Annotated in this window: 18 protein-coding genes; 10 read left to right on the top strand and 8 right to left on the bottom strand. The window is 52.0% G+C overall.

The genetic code is table 11. The features are described 5' to 3' along the window. Window positions 1–426 precede the first annotated feature (426 nt). The 3 genes from aroP (at window position 427) to OGX99_RS03575 (ending at window position 4,314) form a co-directional block, all read left to right on the top strand. Window positions 427–1,800 (top strand): aromatic amino acid transporter AroP, encoded by a 1,374-nt coding sequence (aroP, locus tag OGX99_RS03585; RefSeq protein ID WP_187253726.1) that lies wholly within the window; start codon window positions 427–429, stop codon window positions 1,798–1,800. A 157-nt stretch (window positions 1,801–1,957) separates the two neighbouring features. Then, complete coding sequence (locus OGX99_RS03580; RefSeq protein ID WP_151216751.1) at window positions 1,958–3,364, top strand: glycoside-pentoside-hexuronide (GPH):cation symporter; 1,407 nt, start codon at window positions 1,958–1,960, stop codon at window positions 3,362–3,364. Beyond that, window positions 3,364–4,314, top strand: a complete 951-nt coding sequence (locus OGX99_RS03575; RefSeq protein WP_187253725.1) for a glycoside hydrolase family 43 protein — start codon at window positions 3,364–3,366, stop codon at window positions 4,312–4,314. Before OGX99_RS03580 ends, OGX99_RS03575 begins: the two co-directional genes overlap by 1 nt. Before the next feature lie 76 nt (window positions 4,315–4,390). Here the strand turns inward: OGX99_RS03575 and ampE are convergent, their stop codons facing one another. Together ampE and ampD are read right to left on the bottom strand one after the other, a co-directional pair. After that, window positions 4,391–5,245, bottom strand: a complete 855-nt coding sequence (ampE, locus tag OGX99_RS03570; RefSeq protein WP_151224556.1) for a beta-lactamase regulator AmpE — start codon at window positions 5,243–5,245, stop codon at window positions 4,391–4,393. Continuing rightward, window positions 5,242–5,805 carry a 1,6-anhydro-N-acetylmuramyl-L-alanine amidase AmpD gene (gene ampD, locus OGX99_RS03565; protein ID WP_151216748.1) on the bottom strand — a complete coding sequence of 188 codons (564 nt, stop codon included), beginning with the start codon at window positions 5,803–5,805 and terminating at the stop codon, window positions 5,242–5,244. Before ampD ends, ampE begins: the two co-directional genes overlap by 4 nt. Before the next feature lie 87 nt (window positions 5,806–5,892). Here ampD and nadC point away from each other — a divergent pair, with 87 nt between their 5' ends. The 4 genes from nadC (at window position 5,893) to hofC (ending at window position 10,040) form a co-directional block, all read left to right on the top strand. After that, on the top strand, window positions 5,893–6,786 hold the full coding sequence (gene nadC / locus OGX99_RS03560; RefSeq protein WP_187253724.1) for a carboxylating nicotinate-nucleotide diphosphorylase: 894 nt from the start codon (window positions 5,893–5,895) through the stop codon (window positions 6,784–6,786). A 229-nt stretch (window positions 6,787–7,015) separates the two neighbouring features. Continuing rightward, entirely contained in the window at window positions 7,016–7,453 is a 438-nt protein-coding gene (ppdD, locus tag OGX99_RS03555) for a prepilin peptidase-dependent pilin (protein WP_151216747.1), read from the top strand. Between the two features lie 9 nt (window positions 7,454–7,462). Next, the gene (gene gspE / locus OGX99_RS03550) at window positions 7,463–8,848 is read left to right on the top strand and encodes a type II secretion system protein GspE (RefSeq protein ID WP_187253723.1); all 1,386 of its coding nucleotides are present in this window, start codon (window positions 7,463–7,465) and stop codon (window positions 8,846–8,848) included. Then, window positions 8,838–10,040, top strand: a complete 1,203-nt coding sequence (gene hofC, locus OGX99_RS03545; RefSeq protein ID WP_252838412.1) for a protein transport protein HofC — start codon at window positions 8,838–8,840, stop codon at window positions 10,038–10,040. Before gspE ends, hofC begins: the two co-directional genes overlap by 11 nt. Before the next feature lie 31 nt (window positions 10,041–10,071). Here the strand turns inward: hofC and OGX99_RS03540 are convergent, their stop codons facing one another. Next, window positions 10,072–11,115: a GMP reductase gene (locus OGX99_RS03540; protein ID WP_003018732.1), complete on the bottom strand. Its 1,044-nt coding sequence runs from the start codon at window positions 11,113–11,115 to the stop codon at window positions 10,072–10,074. Between the two features lie 225 nt (window positions 11,116–11,340). Here OGX99_RS03540 and coaE point away from each other — a divergent pair, with 225 nt between their 5' ends. From coaE to yacG, 3 genes are read left to right on the top strand one after another with little or no spacing between them, the layout of a single operon-like run. Further along, window positions 11,341–11,961: a dephospho-CoA kinase gene (coaE, locus tag OGX99_RS03535; RefSeq protein ID WP_210904432.1), complete on the top strand. Its 621-nt coding sequence runs from the start codon at window positions 11,341–11,343 to the stop codon at window positions 11,959–11,961. Further along, complete coding sequence (gene zapD, locus OGX99_RS03530) at window positions 11,961–12,704, top strand: cell division protein ZapD (protein ID WP_151216745.1); 744 nt, start codon at window positions 11,961–11,963, stop codon at window positions 12,702–12,704. Before coaE ends, zapD begins: the two co-directional genes overlap by 1 nt. A 9-nt stretch (window positions 12,705–12,713) precedes the next feature. Then, window positions 12,714–12,908, top strand: coding sequence for a DNA gyrase inhibitor YacG (gene yacG / locus OGX99_RS03525; RefSeq protein WP_003018740.1), 195 nt, complete (start codon window positions 12,714–12,716; stop codon window positions 12,906–12,908). A gap of 93 nt (window positions 12,909–13,001) precedes the next feature. Here the strand turns inward: yacG and mutT are convergent, their stop codons facing one another. The 5 genes from mutT to ftsZ form a co-directional block, all read right to left on the bottom strand. Continuing rightward, on the bottom strand, window positions 13,002–13,391 hold the full coding sequence (gene mutT / locus OGX99_RS03520; RefSeq protein ID WP_151216744.1) for an 8-oxo-dGTP diphosphatase MutT: 390 nt from the start codon (window positions 13,389–13,391) through the stop codon (window positions 13,002–13,004). Between the two features lie 56 nt (window positions 13,392–13,447). After that, on the bottom strand, window positions 13,448–16,153 hold the full coding sequence (gene secA / locus OGX99_RS03515) for a preprotein translocase subunit SecA (protein ID WP_151216743.1): 2,706 nt from the start codon (window positions 16,151–16,153) through the stop codon (window positions 13,448–13,450). Between the two features lie 60 nt (window positions 16,154–16,213). Continuing rightward, a complete protein-coding gene (gene secM / locus OGX99_RS03510) occupies window positions 16,214–16,720 on the bottom strand; it encodes a secA translation cis-regulator SecM (RefSeq protein ID WP_151216742.1) in 507 nt (168 codons plus the stop codon). Window positions 16,721–17,002: 282 nt separating this feature from the next. Further along, window positions 17,003–17,920 carry a UDP-3-O-acyl-N-acetylglucosamine deacetylase gene (gene lpxC, locus OGX99_RS03505; protein ID WP_003018750.1) on the bottom strand — a complete coding sequence of 306 codons (918 nt, stop codon included), beginning with the start codon at window positions 17,918–17,920 and terminating at the stop codon, window positions 17,003–17,005. 100 nt (window positions 17,921–18,020) lie between these two features. Then, entirely contained in the window at window positions 18,021–19,172 is a 1,152-nt protein-coding gene (gene ftsZ, locus OGX99_RS03500) for a cell division protein FtsZ (protein WP_003018753.1), read from the bottom strand. Between the last annotated feature and the right edge of the window lie 6 nt (window positions 19,173–19,178).

Genomic DNA, 19,178 nt, shown 5'->3' with positions numbered 1-19,178 from the left:
CATTACAGATATAACGTTTCAAACATGTAACTATGCACAAATGTTAAATTTACCCACCCCGAGGTAGTTTTAACGGAATTGAAACGAAAAATTATCTTATCTGAACCGATTCACCAGCTTATTTATCGATATTTCAATTACAAATAATGAATAGAAATTCAAAATGGAAATTTTGAGGTAGATAAACTCGCATTTACAAATGGTTTCTTTTTATTCAACTCGATAGCTTCCCCGCATAAAGCAGGTGCATTCGCGCTCGCATATCATTATTCTGATCAAGACAAAAGTATTAAGGCAACATTTTATCAAAAGTATCTGTAAACAAATTAATACAACAAACGGAATTGCAAACTTACACACGCATTGCTGCGTAGTTCAAAAAATAAGTACTCGAAAGATGAAGAGTAAAACCACACACGAGGTTTAATGATGGAAAGTCAACAGCATGGCGATCAGCTCAAGCGCGGTCTTAAGAACCGCCATATACAGCTAATCGCACTGGGTGGCGCGATTGGTACCGGGTTATTCCTCGGTAGCGCATCCGTTATCCAGTCTGCAGGACCGGGTATTATTCTGGGTTACGCTATTGCCGGCTTTATCGCCTTTTTGATTATGCGCCAGCTTGGTGAAATGGTGGTTGAAGAGCCGGTAGCAGGCTCCTTTAGTCACTTTGCTTATAAATACTGGGGGAGTTTTGCGGGTTTCGCCTCTGGCTGGAACTACTGGGTGCTGTACGTTCTGGTTGCCATGGCTGAGCTGACGGCTGTCGGTAAATATATCCAGTTCTGGTACCCGGAGATCCCAACCTGGGCCTCTGCGGCAGCTTTCTTCGTGATTATCAACGCCATCAACCTGACCAACGTAAAAGTGTTTGGTGAGATGGAGTTCTGGTTTGCCATTATTAAAGTCATTGCCGTAGTCGCGATGATCATCTTCGGCGGCTGGCTGTTATTCAGCGGCAACGGCGGGCCGCAGGCCAGCGTCAGTAACCTGTGGAACCAGGGTGGCTTCCTGCCGCACGGCTTCACCGGTCTGGTGATGATGATGGCGATTATTATGTTCTCTTTCGGTGGGCTGGAGCTGGTCGGGATCACCGCAGCAGAAGCCGATAACCCGGAGCAAAGTATTCCCAAAGCCACCAACCAGGTTATCTACCGTATCCTGATTTTCTATGTGGGTTCGTTGGCTGTTCTGCTTTCCCTGATGCCATGGACGCGCGTCACGGCTGATACCAGCCCGTTTGTCCTCATTTTCCACGAACTGGGCGATACGTTTGTTGCCAATGCGCTGAACATCGTGGTGCTGACCGCCGCTCTTTCTGTCTATAACAGCTGCGTTTACTGCAACAGCCGCATGCTGTTCGGTCTTGCACAGCAGGGTAACGCGCCAAAAGCGCTGATGAATGTCGACAAACGCGGCGTACCGGTGAACACCATTCTGGTTTCCGCGCTGGTTACGGCTCTGTGTGTGCTGATCAACTATCTGGCGCCAGAATCCGCCTTTGGTCTGCTGATGGCGCTGGTGGTTTCCGCGCTGGTGATCAACTGGGCAATGATCAGCCTGGCGCACATGAAGTTCCGCAAAGCCAAACAGCAGCAGGGGGTTACCACCCGCTTCCCGGCTCTGCTCTATCCGCTGGGTAACTGGGTATGCCTGATTTTCATGGCCGCAGTACTGGTGATTATGCTGATGACGCCGGGCATGGCGATCTCAGTGTACTTAATCCCGGTATGGATTGCTGTTCTTGGCATTGGTTACCTGTTCAAACAGAAAACCGCCGGCACAGTTAAAGCACATTAATTTTCCCTCCCCCACCTGCACCAGGTGGGGGTTGTTACCTGCCTCACACTTTCCCACTCATGACTGTTTAGTCCATATCAGCGGCGTTATCCTGCAACGCAAAAACACCGGTACCAGACAATAATTCTCTCCATATCTCATTCATGGAGTGCAGTTGATGGAAACCAGTAAGCTCACGGTGAAAGAAAAGATCGGCTATGGAATGGGCGACGCCGGATGCAACATCATTTTTGGCGCCATCATGTTGTTTGTTAACTATTTTTATACAGATATTTTTGGTCTGGCGCCTGCCCTGGTCGGCGTATTACTGCTCTCAGTACGCGTTATTGATGCCGTTACCGATCCCATTATGGGCGCAATGGCCGACCGTACGCGCAGCAAATATGGTCGATTTCGTCCATGGTTATTGTGGATGGCTTTCCCGTACGCATTATTCAGCGTACTGATGTTTACCACCCCGGAGTGGACATATAACAGCAAAGTTATCTATGCCTTTGTCACCTACTTCCTGCTCTCAATTACCTACACAGCGATCAATATCCCCTATTGCTCTCTCGGCAGCGTCATCACCAACGATCCGCAAGAACGCGTCGCCTGCCAGTCATATCGCTTTGTATTGGTAGGAATTGCAACTCTGCTGCTCTCCCTCACTCTGCTGCCAATGGCGGACTGGTTCGGTGGAGAAGACAAAGCCAAAGGGTATCAAATGGCGATGGCGGTACTGGCCTTCATCGGCATGTGTATGTTCCTGTTTTGCTTTGCAACCGTCCGTGAGCGTGTACGTCCTGCCGTCCCGACTAACGACGATTTAAAAGCCGATCTGAAAGACGTATGGAAGAACGATCAATGGGTAAAAATTCTGCTGTTAACCCTGTGCAACGTCTGTCCGGGCTTTATTCGCATGGCCGCCACCATGTACTACGTGACCTGGGTTATGCAGCAGAGTACGCAATTTGCGACATTGTTTATCAGCCTTGGCGTTATAGGCATGATGATCGGCAGCATGTTGGCGAAGGTGTTAACCGATCGCTGGTGCAAACTGAAAGTCTTCTTCTGGACCAACATCATCCTGGCGATTTTCTCCGCAGCGTTTTACTTCTTCGATCCGAAAGCCACCATGATGATTATGCTGCTCTACTTCCTGCTCAACATCCTGCATCAGATCCCATCCCCGCTGCACTGGTCGCTGATGGCGGATGTCGATGACTACGGCGAGTGGAAAACCGGTAAACGCATCACTGGAATCAGCTTCTCCGGCAACCTGTTCTTCCTGAAACTGGGCCTGGCGATTGCCGGAGCGATGGTTGGCTTCCTGCTTTCCTGGTACGGCTACGACGCAGGGGCGAAAGCGCAAAGCGACTCCGCTATTAACGGCATTATGCTGCTGTTTACCATCATACCTGGCGTAGGCTACCTGATTACCGCAGGCGTGGTTCGTCTGCTGAAAGTTGACCGCGAGTTTATGCAGCAAATCCAGACAGATTTAGAAAAGCGCCGCGCCAACTATCGTGAACTGAATGAATACCACGAGATAAAAACAACAGAAACCGTAAGGAAAGCCTGATGAATCAGTGGCCTAATCCCTTTATTGAACAACGTGCCGATCCGTTTATTTTACGTGACGGTAGCCACTATTATTTCATTGCTTCAGTGCCCGAATACGATCGACTGGAGATCCGCCGGGCTGACTCGCTGGAAGGGCTGCGCACCGCCTTCCCGGTTGTCGTCTGGCGCAAACCAGAAAGTGGTCCCATGAGCCAACTCATCTGGGCGCCTGAAATCCATCATCTGGCTGGTAAGTGGTACATCTATTTTGCCGCCAGCCACACACAGACGCTCGACAAGCAGGGAATGTTTCAGCACCGTATGTTTGCGCTCGAATGCGCGGACAGCGATCCGCTGGCAGGTATTTGGACAGAAAAAGGCCAGATCAAAACGCAGTTTGATACCTTCGCACTTGATGCCACCACCTTTAACCATCAGGGAAAACAGTGGTATCTGTGGGCGCAGAAATCGCCCGATATTGCCGGGAACTCCAATATCTATCTTGCTGAGATGGAAAACCCATGGACGATTAAAGGTGAGCCGGTGATGCTCAGCCATCCAGAATATGACTGGGAATGTAGGGGTTTTTGGGTCAACGAAGGTCCGGCGGTCATGGTTCACGGCGACAAGCTGTTTATCAGTTATTCTGCCAGCGCCACCGATGAGAATTACTGTATGGGATTATTGTGGATTGACCTCAATGCCGATCCGCTCAACCCACAGCACTGGCACAAATCACCACGCCCGGTCTTTACCACCAGCTACGAAAACCGCCAGTTCGGCCCTGGGCACAACAGTTTTACGCAAACGCCGGAAGGTGAAGATGTGCTGGTGTACCACGCCAGAAATTACACCGAAATCGAGGGCGATCCGCTGTACGACCCAAACCGCCATACGCGTCTGAAGCTCGTGCGCTGGGACAAAAACGGAATGCCTGATTTTGGCATCCCGCCAGCGGATACGTATTGAGTCATTGCACCGTTATCCGGTCTACATATGCGCCAGACCGGATAACGCGGTTACGTCGCAATCCCGGCTACAATCGCTAGATCAGCGTGCCATAAATTGTCAGCAGCGCAATGACCACCACCACCACAAACGAGGTTTTCTTCGCCATTGAAACAGCGGCTTTTGGCGTTTCGACTTTATCGGTATGGGGTTCGCGCGCCAGAGAAAACTGCGCCAAACGAGTAAGCACCTGGTATTGCGAAGTATGGAGATCAGCAAGCGATGCAAACCAGGCAGGCAGCGCTTTCTCGCCGTGTCCTAACAGCGCATAGACCACGCCCGCCAGACGCACCGGGATCCAGTCCAGCACATGCAGGATCGCATCGATACCCGATTGCAGACGCTGGTGCGGCGTCTGATAGCGCGCCAGCCAGGACTGCCAGGCACGTAAAAAAGCATAACCCACCAGCGTCACTGGTCCCCACGGACCACCGACAATCAGCCAGAATAACGGCGCCAGGTAAAAGCGAAAGTTGTTCCATAACAGCGCATTCTGCAGTTCACGCAAAAACTCACGCTCATCGCAGTCCGGCGGAACCCCATGAATAAGTGTCAGCTCGCTGGCCATCGCCTCACGAGCGTGAGCGTCAGCGCGGGCAGCCGCGTTCAAATATGCATGATAATGAAGACGCGTCTTGCCAGCGCCGATGCACAGCAAGCCAATTACGATCCACGCCACCAGTAAGGGCACGTTAAACAGTAGCCCATGGAGTGCACGTAGCAGCAGGAACGTCACCCCCATCGCAATCAGGACCATGCCTACCGTACGCATCATCGAGAAATGCTTAACCCGGCGGAAAAGAACTTCAACCCGGTGATCAAGCTGCCAGTGCTCACCCAGCTTAAAAAGGCGTTCAACAATCAACACCAGTAATGTTGTAAACAGCGTCATGTCATCTCCTTGTCCGACGAGGGGGTGACCAGGGCGCGAAACCTTGCCCAGTCAAATGAGGGCCCGGGATCGGTCTTACGCTCGGGCGCAATATTGCAATGTCCTGTCATATTGTTGGCAATGGCCGGATAACGCGTAATCAGGGCGTTCGTCACGGCGGCCAGTTGCCGGTACTGCGCATCGGTATAGGCCAGCGTATCCGTCCCTTCCAGCTCAATACCAATTGAGAAATCATTACAGCGTTCACGACCCTGATAGCTCGAGACGCCAGCATGCCAGGCGCGTTTATTAAAGGGGACATACTGCACGATTTCACCGTCACGGCGAATCAAACAATGGGCAGAAACGCGCAAATGGGCGATTCCGGCAAAATAAGGATGGGCATTGGGATCAATCGTGCCCGTAAACAGCGCGTCGATCCACGGGCCGCCAAACTCACCGGGCGGCAGGCTGATATTATGCACCACCAGCAGAGAAGGGGTTTCGTCATCCGGGCGGCAATCATAATGAGGAGAGGGAACGCGTCGCGCCTCTGCCAGCCAGCCCTCGTCTAACAACATGCAGAATCTCCTTATTGGTGGTGCTCATATCAGGTTCAGGGTAGCATGTTTCCACCTTATGATTCGTTAGCAATTTGGAGTTTTATCATGCCGCCTCGCCGCTATAACCCTGACTACCGACGTGACGCGCTGTTGGAACGCATAAATCTCGATATCCCTGCCGCTGTAGCTCAGGCGCTGCGTGAAGATTTAGGCGGAGAAGTTGATGCCAATAACGATATCACCGCACAGCTTTTACCCGAAGACATGCGCTCCCACGCTACCGTCATTACCCGCGAAGATGGCGTTTTTTGTGGGAAACGTTGGGTGGAAGAGGTCTTTATTCAACTGGCGGGCGATGATGTCAACATCACCTGGCATGTCAAAGATGGCGACAGCATTAAGGCTAATCAGCCACTGTTTGAACTGGACGGCCCTTCCCGCGTACTGCTGACCGGCGAACGTACCGCGCTTAATTTTGTGCAGACGCTTTCCGGTGTGGCGAGCGAAGTACGTAAATACGTCGACCTGCTGGCGGGGACAAAAACCCAGCTTCTGGATACGCGTAAAACCCTGCCGGGTCTGCGTACCGCGCTGAAATACGCCGTATTGTGCGGCGGCGGCGCAAATCATCGTCTGGGGCTTTCTGACGCTTTCCTGATCAAGGAAAACCACATTATTGCGTCTGGCTCGGTACGTCAGGCCGTGGAAAAAGCTTTCTGGCTGCACCCGGATGTGCCGGTTGAAGTCGAAGTCGAAAGCCTGGATGAACTGGACGACGCGCTGAAAGCCGGGGCTGACATCATAATGCTTGATAACTTCGAAACTGACCAAATGCGTGAAGCAGTAAAACGCACCAACGGCCAGGCGCGTCTGGAAGTGTCGGGTAACGTCACCCACGAAACGCTGCGCGAATTTGCCGAAACCGGCGTGGATTTCATCTCTGTTGGCGCGTTGACCAAGCACGTTCGCGCGCTCGATCTCTCCATGCGTTTTCGCTAATTGCTGTTTGTATTGCCCGATGGCGCTTTGCTTATCGGGCCATTCTGCATGCCGGAGAAGGCGTTTTCGCCGTTATCCGGCAGTTTCTTCGAGCCTCTTCGCAAATACGTTGTTTGATTCTGTAATCTCGTAAAAATCCTCGGAACCCGCCTTCCCATTCAGTTATTTGCCTCTCGCCGTGGCCCAGAGCGTTTGCCAAAGTAGCGCCAGCTAACTCAAGGAGCGAACGATGGACAAGCAACGAGGATTCACGCTTATCGAACTTATGGTGGTCATTGGCATTATTGCCATTCTTAGCGCCATCGGCATTCCGGCTTATCAAAACTATCTGCGCAAAGCCGCGCTGACCGACATGCTGCAAACCTTTGTTCCCTATCGCACGGCAGTTGAGCTTTGTGCGCTGGAGCATGGCGGGACAGAAACCTGCGATGCCGGAACCAATGGCATCCCTTCTCCAACCACCACCCGATATGTCTCCGCCATGAGCGTGGAAAAAGGCATTGTCAGCCTCAGCGGGCAGGAAAGCCTGAACGGGCTAAGCATCACCATGGCGCCGGGTTGGGACGATGCAAACGGCATTACTGGCTGGAGTCGTAACTGCGTCATCCAGAATGACAGCGCATTGCAACAGGCCTGCGAAGACGTTTTTCGTTTCGATATCAACTAAGGAAAAGAGATGAATACCACCCAACTTACAGCGCTGTGCCAACGTTATCAGGCCACATTACTGGATGCAGATAATGAAGTGGTGCACATCGCCGTCGTGGAGGCCCCATCCCACGAGCTACTGGACGCACTGCATTTTGCGACTACCCGACGCATCGACATTGTTTGCTGGACGCGTCAGCAAATGGAAGGCCACACGCATACGCCACGCAAAATGCTCCCGACGGTCGTCACTAAAAGCAGTGCCAGCGCCGCAGACTTGCTGAATCAGACGTTCCAATCCGCTCTGGTGCAACGGGCTTCTGATATTCATTTTGAGCCAGCGGAAAGTCACTATCGGATCAGATTACGTGTGGATGGCGTACTGCATGTTTTACCGGAAGTCACAATCGAGATGGGTATCGCTATTACCGCAAGGTTAAAAGTTTTAGGCAGTCTGGATATTGCCGAGCATCGACTTGCGCAAGACGGACAATTTACCGTTGAGATTTCAGGAGAATCGGTCTCTTTTCGCATCGCCACCCTGCCCTGTCGCTTCGGCGAAAAAGTAGTGCTGCGGCTACTTCATCAGGTCAATCAAACGCTGGAACTCACTGCGCTGGGAATGCAGGACGCGCAGTTAGCAGCATTTTCACAAGCGTTGCAGCAGCCTCAAGGGCTGATTCTGGTCACCGGCCCCACAGGAAGCGGTAAAACGGTCACGCTGTACAGTGCGCTGCAAACCCGAAACACCCCGCAGGTGAATCTTTGCAGCGTGGAAGATCCGGTAGAGATCCCGATCGCCGGGCTTAACCAGACTCAAATTCATCCCCGCGCCGGTCTCACTTTTCAGGGCGTATTGCGCGCTCTGCTGCGCCAGGATCCCGACATTATCATGGTGGGTGAAATCCGCGATGGCGAAACGGCTGAAATAGCCCTTAAAGCCGCACAAACCGGTCATCTGGTGCTATCAACACTGCATACCAATTCCACCACTGAAACGCTGGTACGCCTGCAGCAAATGGGGGTTGCTCGCTGGATGATCGCCTCCGCGCTGACGCTCGTTATTGCCCAGCGGTTGGCAAGAAAACTGTGTCCCCACTGCCGACAACGTCTGGAAAAACCAATCACGCTCCCCGAAGCTGCCTGGCCTACGCCACTGCCACGTTGGCAAGCCGCTGGCTGCGAACACTGCTATCACGGATTTTATGGCCGTACCGCATTGTTTGAAGTGCTTCCCGTTACGCCCGCATTGCGCCAAAGCATCGCCAACGGGACGTCAGTAGACGCAGTAGAATCGGCTGCGCAGCAATTGGGGATGAGTACGCTGTTTGAAAATGGCTGTCAGGCCGTCGAACAAGGGCTAACAACATTTGAAGAGCTGATCCGCGTACTGGGCATGCCCCATGTCAGCTAAACAGCTTTGGCGCTGGCAAGGTATTAGCAACGAAGGTCATCCACAGGAAGGCGTACTGTGGGCTGATACCCGCCCCTCATTGATACTTGCTCTCGAACAACTGCATATTACGCCACTGCGCATTAACCGTATGCACATCAAAACTTCACACTGGAGTCGCGACAGAAGCGCCGAAACCGTACATCAACTGGCAACATTACTGAAAGCAGGACTAACGCTCTCGGCAAGCTTAACTCTGCTGGCTGAACAGCACCCGAGCAGCCAGTGGCAGGCGCTACTGCGCACGCTGGCTCACGATATGGAGCAGGGGATTTCGCTCTCCACCTCGCTATCGCAATGGCAACACGTTTTTCCGCCGCTTTATCAGGCAATGATCCGCACCGGAGAGCTTACAGGTAAGCTGGACGACTGCTGTTTTGAACTCGCGCGCCAGCAACAGAATCAACAGCAGCTCGCTGATAAAGTGAAAAAAGCCCTGCGCTATCCGATTATCATCATCACGATGGCAATGATGGTCGTATTTGCGATGTTGCAGTTTGTACTCCCTGAGTTTGCCGCCATCTACCGGACGTTCAACACTCCGCTACCGGTACTTACTCAGTGGATTATTGCCATCGCGCACTTTAGCAGCCAATGGGGATGGCTGGCAGTAGTATTCAGCATGGTTGCGATTGCGGTATATCACCTGATAAAACAACAACCCTACTGGCTTATTCTGCGCCAGAAATTTCTGCTCGGTCTTCCGGTCATTGGGCCAATGGTGAGAGGGCAAAAACTCACGCAAATCTTCACTGTTCTGGCATTAACGCAAAATGCAGGTATTCCTTTTCTGCAAGGCCTTGAGAGCGTAGCTGAAACGCTGGACAACCCTTTCTGGTCGCAACGATTAATACAAGTACATCACAACATCAGCGCCGGGAACCCCATCTGGTTAGCGCTTAAAAATTGTGGTGAATTCAGCCCATTGTGTATACAACTGGTCAGAACAGGTGAAGCATCCGGCTCGCTGGATGCCATGCTGAGTAATCTGGCCCATCACCACGGCGATAAAACCTTGTCTCAGGCGGAGAATCTGGCTGCGCTACTTGAGCCTGCGCTGCTGATCGTTACGGGGGTGATTATCGGTACGTTGGTCGTCGCGATGTATTTACCGATTTTTCATTTGGGAGATGCGATGAGCGGGGTGGGATGACGCTGGCGCGAAGAACGCGCCAGCTATCATATTACAGGCTATTGAAAACGCGGTTTTCTTGTTCCTGTACACGAATAAACGTTGTACGTTTGGTCAGCTCTTTCAGACGGGAAGCACCGACATAGGTACAAGCAGAGCGCAGGCCGCCGAGGATATCGCGAGCGGTATTATCAACCGGGCCGCGCAGAGGCAGCTTAACGGTTTTACCTTCCGCTGCGCGGTACTGCGCAACGCCACCAACGTGACGCGTCATGGCAGATTCAGAGCTCATGCCGTAGAACAGCATGAATTTTTCGCCGTTTTCTTCAACAATTTTGCCTCCGCTTTCTTCATGACCAGCTAACATACCGCCGAGCATAACGAAGTCTGCACCGCCGCCAAACGCTTTTGCCACGTCGCCAGGCATCGTGCAACCACCGTCGCTGACAATCATGCCCCCCAGACCGTGAGCAGCATCGGCACATTCAATAACCGCCGAAAGTTGCGGATAGCCAACACCGGTTTTTACACGCGTGGTACATACAGAACCCGGGCCAATGCCGACTTTAACAATGTCCGCGCCGGAAAGTACCAGCTCTTCGCACATTTCTCCGGTGACCACATTACCCGCACAAATCGTTTTTGTCGGCCATGCTTCACGTGCTTTCGACACAAACTGAACAAAATGCTCTGAGTAGCCATTTGCCACATCAATGCAGATAAAGTTCAGCGCTGGGTTGAGCGCCAGAATCTGTTTGGTTTTTTCGAAGTCTGCGTCAGACGTGCCGGTTGAAACCATTACGTGTTTGAGTACATCGGCAGAAGTCTCTGCGATGAATGCGGCCCAGTCTTCAACAGAATAGTGTTTGTGCACAGCGGTCAGGATGTCGAAGGATGCCAGCGCCGTTGCCATGGCAAACGTACCGACAGTGTCCATGTTCGCGGCAATAATGGGAACACCGGACCAGGTCTGACCTGAATGCTTAAAGGTAAATTGACGTTCCAGCTCAACATCGGAACGGCTTTTGAGAGTAGAACGCTTAGGGCGGATAAGAACGTCTTTGAAACCTAACTTCAGATCTTCTTCGATACGCATGTGCGGATTCCTGGGGTTAATGGCGAAAAATCGAAACTCACAACTCCAGTGACGCTATCATACGCACTAATCAATGCCGCGCAAGACTGCGAAATTCTCTTTTTTTACGCTACAATCCCATAAATTTACCTGGCGAATAGCAGGTTAATCCTGCAGCAGCCTCGCCTTCGCACGCTTAACTTTTAACTGTTTGATAATCAAACTTAAACTCCGGGATCTGCATCTATGAGGTATACGGTAGCCTTAACCGGCGGCATTGGCAGTGGTAAAAGCACCGTTGCAAATGCGTTCGCTGACCTCGGAATAAACGTCATTGATGCAGATATTATTGCGCGCCAGGTGGTTGAACCCGGCACACCCGCCCTTAAGGCGATTGAAGAACATTTTGGTTCCGAGGTGATTGCCGCAGACGGCTCGTTGCAGCGACGCATTTTACGCGAACGCATTTTTTCCGCCCCAGAGGAGAAAAAATGGCTGAATGCCCTGCTCCATCCGCTTATTCAGCAGGAAACGCAGCGCCAGTTTCAGCAAGCGACGTCCCCTTATCTGTTGTGGGTTGTACCTTTGCTGGTGGAAAATTCGCTGTATAAAAAAGCCAACCGCGTACTGGTGGTAGATGTTAACCCCGATACACAGCTCAGACGCACTATGCAGCGTGATGACGTCACGCGTGAGCATGTGGAACAAATTCTTGCTGCTCAGGCAACGCGTGAAGCGCGTTTGGCCGTGGCAGACGATGTTATTGATAATAATGGCGCACCGGAAGCCATCGCTTCGGATGTCGCCCGCCTGCACGCGCTCTATTTGCAATGCGCGTTGCAGTTTGTCTCACAGGAAAAACCGTAATGCACACCCAGGTCCTTTTTGAACACCCTCTCAATGAGAAGATGCGTACATGGCTGCGCATTGAGTTTTTAATCCAACAGCTCTCCGTTAATTTACCCATTGCGGACCATGCAGGTGCACTGCATTTTTTCCGTAATATCGGAGATTTACTGGATGTATTTGAACGCGGTGAAGTCCGTACCGAACTCCTCAAAGAGCTGGAAAGACAACAGCGTAAACTCCAGGCCTGGGTTGAAGTTCCCGGCGTCGATCAAAGCAGGATCGACGCTTTGCGCCAGCAGTTAAAAAGCGCAGGCAGCATTCTGATTTCGGCCCCGCGGATTGGACAAACGCTGCGCGAAGATCGTCTGATTGGCCTCGTGCGTCAACGTTTAAGCATTCCTGGCGGGTGCTGCAGTTTCGATCTGCCAACCCTGCATATCTGGTTACATTTACCGCAATCACATCGCGACGCGCAGGTTGAAACCTGGCTTGCCAGCCTGAATCCGCTCAATCAGGCGCTGTCGCTGGTGCTGGATTTAATTCGCAACTCTGCGCCGTTTCGTAAGCAAACCAGCCTGAATGGTTTTTACCAGGACAACGGCGAAGATGCGGATCTTCTTCGCTTGCAGCTGCCGCTTGATTCGCAGCTTTATCCGCAAATCTCTGGTCATAAGAGCCGTTTTGCCATTCGCTTTATGCCGCTGGATAGCGAGAATGGCCAGGTGCCTGAGCGTCTAGATTTTGATCTGGCGTGCTGTTAAGGAGTCAACATGTCTGAACAAACCATCGTCAACTGCCCAACCTGCGGCAAACCCGTCGTGTGGGCTGAAGTCAGTCCGTTTCGCCCATTCTGCAGCAAGCGCTGCCAGTTAATCGATCTCGGTGAGTGGGCTGCAGAAGAGAAACGTATCCCAAGCTCAGGCGACTTGTCGGAAAGCGACGACTGGAGTGAAGAACAGAAGTAATTCGACTAAAACGGAGGGCGGGCAAGCGTACAGCCCCGCCCTAATTTGCCGGATACGGCGTTACCTTATCCGGCTTACGCGCGACGAACACCATTAACCAGCAATCAGCTTTTCAATGACCGGTGCATTCGCAGGCGGGAAATCTTCCGCATTCAAAGCATGTTGCCCAATCCACTGCGCTGGCTGCCCTTCTTTTCCCCACGGCTCGCCTTCCCAGCTTTCAACCAGCCAGAACCACAGCGTGATATGTCTGTCCGGAAACTGATACTCCAGCTTTTCGAACAACGAGCTTTGAGTCGGCGTAATACCAACTTCTTCCTGTAGCTCGCGAACCAGCGCCTGTTCCGGCGTTTCGCCCGCTTCTATTTTTCCGCCGGGGAACTCCAGCTTATTTGCCATGTGGGCATCCGCCGCACGCTGGGTTATAAAAATTTCATGTTGCGGATTACGAATAATTCCGACGGCGATCTGCAGTATTTTCATCTTTATCTTCCATAAAAAAGGCGCAGAATTCTGCGCCTTTTCAGTAAGTTATTTACTTAGCTCAGACGGCCATGGCACTGTTTGTATTTTTTGCCGGAACCGCAAGGACACGGATCGTTACGACCCACTTTACGATCGCCGGTTTGTGCCGCCAGCTCTTCTGCCGCAGCAGAATCATCACCTTTATGGCTCAGTTGCTGCATCTGCGCTAAACGTTCAGCTTCTTCGCGACGCTGCTGCTCCATCGCTTCTACTTCTTCAGGCATACGCACCTGAACTTTGCTCAGGGTGCTGATCACTTCGTACTTCAGTGATTCCAGCATTGATGCAAACATAGAGAAGGATTCACGCTTGTATTCCTGTTTCGGATCTTTTTGCGCATAACCACGCAGGTGGATACCCTGACGCAGATAGTCCATCGCCGCAAGGTGCTCTTTCCACAGGGAGTCGAGAGTTTGCAGCATCACGCCTTTTTCAAAGTGACGCATCATCTCCGCGCCCACAACTTCTTCTTTACGCTGATAAACTTCTACGGCGTTTGCCAGAATTCGTTCGCGCAGCGTTTCTTCGTGCAGCTCAGGCTCCTTATCCAGCCACTCTGAAATCGGCATATCCAGATCGAAGTCGTTTTTCAGACGTTCCTGCAGACCTGGGATATCCCACATTTCTTCCAGAGATTGTGGCGGAATATAGGCATCAATCGTTGCTTTGAAGACATCTTCACGGATGCTGTTGATGGTTTCGCTAACATCAGATACGTCCAGCAGTTCGTTACGCTGGGTGTAGATTGCGCGACGCTGGTCGTTGGCGACATCATCATATTCCAGCAATTGCTTACGAATGTCGAAGTTGCGACTTTCCACTTTACGCTGCGCGTTAGCAATCGCTTTGGTGACCCACGGGTGTTCAATCGCTTCACCTGGCTTCATACCCAGTTTACGCATCATGCCGGACACGCGGTCAGAGGCAAAAATACGCATCAGCGCATCTTCCATCGACAGATAGAAACGAGAAGAACCCGCATCCCCCTGACGACCAGAACGACCACGCAGCTGGTTATCGATACGGCGAGATTCATGACGCTCAGTACCAATAATATGTAAACCACCGGCAGCTAACACTGCGTCATGGCGAACCTGCCAGGCGGCTTTGATCTGCGCGATTTGTTCCGGAGTCGGGTTTTCCAGCTCGGCAACTTCCGCCTGCCAGCTACCGCCCAGCACGATATCGGTACCACGACCCGCCATGTTAGTGGCGATTGTCACGGCCGACGGGTAACCCGCCTGCGCGACGATATCCGCTTCGCTGGCGTGGAACTTGGCGTTCAAAACGTTATGTTTGATACCAGCTTTGGTCAGTTCGTTAGAGACCACTTCAGATTTTTCAATAGAGATAGTACCCACCAGCACCGGCTGGCCATTTGCGGTACGTTCTTTAATATCTTCAATGATCGCCTGAATTTTTTCCGCTTCAGTCATGTACACCAGATCCGGTAAATCCTTACGAATCATCGGACGGTTGGTCGGCACAACCACGGTATCCAATTTGTAGATGGAGCTGAATTCAAAGGCTTCAGTATCAGCGGTACCGGTCATACCGGCCAGTTTTTCATACAAACGGAAGTAGTTCTGGAAGGTAATGGATGCCAGCGTCTGGTTCTCGTTCTGGATATCAACACCTTCTTTGGCTTCAACGGCCTGGTGCAGACCATCAGACCAGCGACGGCCCTGCATAGTACGGCCGGTGTGTTCGTCGACGATGATAACTTCGCCGTCTTTTACGATGTAGTCGACATCGCGGGTAAACAGCACATGCGCGCGCAGTGCGGCAGTCACGTGGTGCATCAGCATAATGTTGCCAGGAGAGTACAGAGACTCGCCTTCATCCATAATGCCTTCGTTAACCAGCAGCTCTTCAATCAGTACCAGACCACGTTCGGTCAGGTTAACCTGGCGCGCTTTCTCATCAACAGAGAAGTGGCCTTCCCCCTGGAACGTGTCGGAATCTTCCTTCTCCTGACGAATCAGGTGTGGGATGATTTTGTTCACTTTTTTATACATTTCCGAGCTGTCTTCAGCCGGACCGGAAATGATCAGCGGCGTACGCGCTTCATCGATCAGGATGGAGTCGACTTCATCGACCAGCGCATAATGCAGTTTACGCTGAACACGCTCTTCCGGGCTAAACGCCATGTTGTCGCGCAGGTAGTCAAAACCGTATTCGTTGTTAGTACCGTAAGTAATATCGGCATTGTAGGCCTCACGCTTGGCTGGCGCTGGCAGGCCAGACATGTTGATCCCTACGGTCATGCCGAGGAATTCAAACAGCGGGCGGTTATTTTCGGCGTCACGCTGAGCCAGATAGTCGTTCACGGTCACCACGTGTACACCCTTCCCGCTCAATGCGTTCAGGTAGGCAGGCAACGTCGCGGTCAAGGTTTTACCTTCACCGGTACGCATTTCCGCGATACAGCGATCGTTAAGCACCATGCCGCCGAGCAGCTGGACGTCGAAGTGACGCATGCCGAATACGCGCTTACTCGCTTCACGGACCACCGCGAACGCTTCCGGGATTAGGCTCTCAACGCTGGCGCCTTTTTCCAGACGGGCGCGGAATTCAGCGGTCTTCGCTTTCAGTTCATCATCGGAGAGTTTTTCCATCTCCGGTTCCATTGCGTTGATAACATTGACCACTTTACGCATACGACGCAGCGTACGCTCGTTACGACTACCGAATACTTTTGTTAATAATTTGATTAGCATAATAAAATCTCAAACGCCCCGCGGTGCGGAGTCAAAAATTATAAGTTGAAAGGTTCTTTTTTAGCTGAGGCGTTGAGGACCAGCGCGGATACCCTGCAACTGGCTGATCCAGACCGGAACGCTAAACGCGGCCTGAGAGGTAAAATGGGTATATGTCACGCGACTCACGGTCGCGGGCGGTCTGCCTTCTTGCGTCAGCATCGCGCTGAGCGTATTCAGCAACGCAAGATGGTGCGCCTGGATTGGCAACGGCTCTTCGGCAACAGGCAACGCCTGAGGAGCCATAGCAAAAGAAAGATGGCGAATAACCGTACGAATGGCATGCTGATGCCAGTAATCGACGGTAAAATTAGGGCGACGATTGGTCGCTTCCAGCAAAGCAAGCTGGCTAAAGTTAACTTTACCGGATTGATCGTGATTGCTGGCGGTTGCCTTCGCAGGGGTATTGGGTTCAGCAGCATTACTGAGCGCGGGCAGGCCAAAACTCGCCGCGACCATCCCCAACAGGAGATGCGGCCAGAAGTACCGTCTGCCTAACTGTCGCCAACGCGTCAGTATTCCACTCACGTTTTTGCCACCTGATATACCCTGCGTTTGGGGTTACGAATGCAAAACATTTTTTTGCGCACGAATCTTATCATTAAAGCGTACGCTCCACAGCAGTAATGACAACCAGCCATGGGTAAATATGCTCAAGAAAGCAGCGATCGCACACTATTTTAACCTAGTGGCAGGGAAAAATTTGCGTTGGAAAAGACTGCGTTAATGAGTACATAAAAAAACGACTGGCTCACCTGGCCGGAGAGAGTGCCAGATTTACCAGTCGAATTTATACGACAGCGTATGTCGTTATGCCAGTACGGTCGAAGGTGCTTTGAACGCCAGAGGCAGTTCTGCATCGTCCTGGAAGGTCACATATTCCCAGGCTTCCTGTTTTGCCAGGACTGCCTGCAACAGTTTGTTATTCAATGCATGACCGGATTTATACGCGGTGAATGCACCAATAATGTTGTGACCACACATGAACAAGTCACCAATCGCGTCGAGCATTTTGTGACGAACGAATTCGTCTTCAAAACGCAGACCGTCTTCGTTCAATACGCGATAATCGTCAACAACGATGGCACAATCGAAGCTGCCGCCCAAGGCCAGGCCACGGGACTGCAGATATTCGATATCACGCATGAAGCCGAAAGTACGCGCACGGCTGATCTGGCGCATGAACGCATCTGCAGAGAAGTTCATCGCATAGCGCTGCGTGCTGGCATCAATCGCCGGATGGTTAAAGTCGATGGTAAAATCCAACGAGAAACCATTAAACGGTTTGAATTCAGCCCACTTATCGCCATCTTCGACACGAACGGTCTCTTTGATGCGAACAAATTTCTTAGCGCTGTTCAGTTCTTCAATACCCGCATCGAGCAGCAGGTATACGAATGGAGCAGCACTACCATCCATGATCGGGATTTCCGGGGCGTTAACTTCAATAACAATGTTATCGATACCTAAGCCTGCCAGAGCAGCGTTAAGGTGCTCTACGGTTGAAATCCGCACATCATGCTCATTGACCAGACACGTACAGAGCATGGTATCACGCACAGATTTGGCATCGGCCGGGAAATCTACCGGAGGATTCAAGTCGGTGCGACGATAGATGACCCCGGTGTTGGCCGGCGCAGGGCGTAGCGTCAGCGTGACTTTTTTGCCGGTATGTAAACCGACGCCAGTCGCCTGAACGATACGTTTAAGTGTCCTTTGTTTGATCATCGTATAATCTCGCCAAATTAACTATCCAACCGAAGTGTACTATACATTCGGCGGGCCAGTTTAGCACAAAGAGCGCAGATTCCCAAATTCCAGCTAATTCTTAATCAGCTTGCTTACGCAGGAATGCTGGGATATCCAGATAATCCGGCTCTTTAGTGGTTTGCGGCGTATTGTCGTTAACCACTTTCGCTACCGGTTTTTGCTCTTGCGTCAACGGCGCCATGCCGTGTTGTTGGTAACGATCCATTACCGGCTGTTGTACCTGCTTGTTGGTTACCAGAGTGATTTCAGGACGCTTGTCCATACCAATTCCAGTCGCAACAACGGTTACGCGCAGTTCGTCGTTCATATCCGGGTCCAGAGAGGTACCGATTACCACGGTCGCGTTATCCGATGCAAAGGCACGGATGGTGTTACCCACGGTTTCGAATTCATCCAGACGCAGGTCGAAGCCCGCAGTAATGTTGACCAGCACGCCACGTGCGCCGGACAGATCGATGTCTTCCAACAGCGGAGAAGAAATTGCCATTTCAGCCGCTTCTTCTGCACGATCTTCACCGCTCGCCACGCCAGAACCCATCATTGCGTAGCCCATTTCAGACATCACGGTACGCACATCTGCAAAGTCGACGTTCATCAGACCCGGGCGGGTAATCAGTTCAGCGATACCCTGTACTGCGCCTTTCAGCACGTCATTCGCTGCGCCAAACGCATCCAGCAGGGAGATCCCGCGACCCAGCACTTTCAACAGTTTGTCATTCGGGATAGTGATCAGAGAGTCCACGTGTTTGGACAGCTCAGTGATACCCTGCTCCGCGAATGCCATACGCTTCTTGCCTTCAAAGTTGAAAGGCTTGGTCACGACAGCAACGGTCAGGATACCTAAATCTTTTGCCACTTCAGCCACTACTGGCGCTGCACCAGTACCGGTACCGCCGCCCATGCCAGCGGCGATAAACACCATGTCTGCACCGTCAAGCGCTGCACGCAGAGCTTCACGATCTTCATCTGCCGCATTGCGACCGACTTCCGGGTTTGCACCCGCGCCCAGACCTTTGGTGATGCCGCTACCAATCTGAATGGTCTGTCCTACCGCCGTCTTACGCAACGCCTGCGCGTCGGTATTCACCGCGAAGAATTCAACACCTTCGATGCGCTCGCGCACCATGTGTTCAACGGCATTACCGCCACCGCCGCCGACGCCGATGACTTTAATCACCGCGTCATTGGTAAGTTCCATAGGTTCAAACATAGTTTC

The organism is Citrobacter sp. Cu096 (assembly GCF_030332285.1).
In the GTDB taxonomy this organism is placed as follows: Bacteria; Pseudomonadota; Gammaproteobacteria; order Enterobacterales; family Enterobacteriaceae; genus Citrobacter; species Citrobacter meridianamericanus.
Note: the sequence above shows the minus strand (reverse complement) of the source record. Positions and strands in the feature narration are given on the sequence as shown.